Genomic DNA, 2,145 nt, shown 5'->3' on the forward strand with positions numbered 1-2,145 from the left:
GTCTCGCACGAGACGACCTCCAACCCCACCACCGCGACGCCCACCGGACCACTTCCTGCTGGCTGACCATCTATGGAGCGGTCCGGAGAATGTCAACTCGTTGTCACGAGCTGCTCCGGACACTCGAAGTCCCACGAAGGCCCCATGTAGGGAGTCCTCCAGGGACCGACGGTCCTATTCTACGTGGTTCAGAGAACCCCAGCGCCGTGGGCGCTGATTCCGCACCTGTTGCTGACGGAAATCACGGCTGCCTGCTTGTCGTGGAGGGCTTTGGGCCACCCGCGCCTCGCCGTGAGGTGGGCGGCTTATCCACCAAGCAGCGGGACGGCGCAAGAAGTTTGCTGATTGTCACTTCAGCGCCCTCTTTGCCCCCCTCCCCTGCCCTCAGCTCCCCACACCCAGCTTCAACCTCGAGACGTCCACCCGGCCCCGACGGCAGCCCTCGGCCACCACCACCGCGCGCAGCTCGCTGTACGCGCGCTCGAAGTCGTCGTTCACGACGATGTAGTCGTAGGAGGCGATTCCCCGCTCCATCTCCGAGCGGGCCGCCAGCATCCGACGCCGGATGGTCTCATCCGAGTCCGTCTGCCTGTCCCGCAGCCGCCGCTCCAGCTCATCCATGGAGGGCGGGAGCACGAAGATGGTGACCGCGTCGGGGTGCTTGCGCTTGATGGCCTGGCCACCCTGCACGTCGATGTCGAAGATGGCCACGCCCCGACGGGCGCGAGCGGTATCCACCGTCGACTGGGGGCTGCCGTAGAAGTGGCCGTGAACCTCCGCCCACTCCACGAACTCGCCGCGTTCGATTTTCGCCTGGAAGGTGGCGACGTCCACGAACTCGTAATCGACCCCTTCCTGCTCCTTGCCCCGAGGGCGGCGCGTCGTGACGCTGATGGAGAAGTTCGCCTGCGGCGTCTCCTTGAGGAGCCGATGGGCAAGGGTGGTCTTCCCCGCCCCGGAGGGCGCGGAGAGGACGAGCAGCAGACCGGGCTGAAGGATGGTGGGTTCGCTCATTCGACGTTCTGCACCTGTTCGCGGATGCGCTCGACTTCGGCCTTCATCGAGACCACGCGCACGGAGATCTCCGTGTGCTGGCTCTTGGAACCGGTCGTGTTCACCTCGCGGTGCATCTCCTGCACGAGAAAATCCATGCGACGGCCCGCGGGCTCGGTGCTCACCATGAGCGCGCGGAACTGCTCCAGGTGGCTCGCCAGTCGGGTGACTTCCTCGGCGATGTCCGTGCGCTCGGCGAAGAGCACCACTTCCTGCGCCAGCCGCTGCGGGTCCACCGCGACGCCACGCGCCAGCTCCGCCACCCGCTCCGTGAGCCGCTGCTGGTAGTCCTGCACCGCGCGGGGAGCGAGGTGGGCCACTTCGCGGCTCCAGCCCTCGAGCAACTTCAGTCGCGCGTCCAGGTCGGCGTAGATCGCCTCGCCCTCGACGAGCCTCATCTTCTCCAGGGCCCCGAGCGCCTGGTCCAACGCCTCCGTCACCGCGGGCGTCGCCGACTCCAGATTCACGCCCTTCTCTTCCAGGCGCACGACGCCCTGCTGGTTGGCCACCTGGGACCAGGCCACGTCGGCCGGGAGGCCCAGCTCCTTGGCCAGTTCGCGGAAGGTGCGCAGGTACTCGCGCGCCAGGTTCAGGTCCACCGTGGGCACCGTCCCCGTCGCGGTGGAGGACTGCCGCTTCACCAGCAGTTCCACTGAGCCACGGGCCAGCCGGTCCTTCACCTGCTTCGTGACGCTCGGCTCCAGCGACGCGAGTTCGCGAGGCAGTCTCGCCTTCACCTCGCAGAATTTGTGATTGAGGGAGCGCAACTCCACGGAGACCTCTTCGTCCCCCACGCGCGCACGGCCCGCGCCAAACCCGGTCATGCTCTTCAGCATTGGGCGGTTGCTAGGGGCTTTCCGTCCGCAGGTCAAGCAGCGTGCTTGCACCCCTTTCAGTTCTGTGTAGGGTCCGCGCCGCGATGGTCTGGCACAAGCGGCTCGAGTTGTGGGCGAAGCTGGCGCTGGCACTCGTGGCGTCCCTGCTGTTCTGGCGCCCCGGCCGCCGGCTCCGTCCTGGAAGTTCCCTCCCCGTCCCCCGGAAGGTGCTGCTCGTGCGGCCCGACAACCGCGTGGGCGAGGCCCTCCTCACCAC

2 protein-coding genes and 1 pseudogene are annotated in these 2,145 nt (G+C 67.4%); 1 reads left to right on the forward strand and 2 read right to left on the reverse strand.

Annotation, left to right across the window (positions count from 1 at the left end):
- Positions 1–384: 384 nt before the first annotated feature.
- Both gmk and HUW62_RS46905 read right to left on the reverse strand, forming a co-directional pair.
- Positions 385–1,014, reverse strand: coding sequence for a guanylate kinase (gmk, locus tag HUW62_RS46900; protein WP_163869739.1), 630 nt, complete (start codon positions 1,012–1,014; stop codon positions 385–387).
- Positions 1,011–1,889 (reverse strand): YicC/YloC family endoribonuclease, encoded by an 879-nt coding sequence (locus tag HUW62_RS46905; RefSeq protein WP_163869738.1) that lies wholly within the window; start codon positions 1,887–1,889, stop codon positions 1,011–1,013. The genes gmk and HUW62_RS46905 overlap by 4 nt, the downstream gene beginning before the upstream one ends.
- 83 nt (positions 1,890–1,972) lie before the next feature.
- On the opposite strand from HUW62_RS46905, the pseudogene HUW62_RS50235 reads away from it, so the two are divergent.
- Positions 1,973–2,145 (forward strand): annotated as a pseudogene (locus tag HUW62_RS50235) (heptosyltransferase); the annotation flags it as partial.

Origin of the sequence: Myxococcus sp. AM011 (genome assembly GCF_013372595.1) — a bacterium.
GTDB classification, from domain to species: domain Bacteria; phylum Myxococcota; class Myxococcia; order Myxococcales; family Myxococcaceae; genus Myxococcus; species Myxococcus eversor.

Bases quoted from the DNA above. Each gene is read 5' to 3' on its own strand.
- HUW62_RS46905 (WP_163869738.1), bottom strand. From the start codon at position 1,889: ATGCTGAAGAGCATGACCGGGTTTGGCGCGGGCCGTGCGCGCGTGGGG.
- gmk (WP_163869739.1), bottom strand. From the start codon at position 1,014: ATGAGCGAACCCACCATCCTTCAGCCCGGTCTGCTGCTCGTCCTCTCC.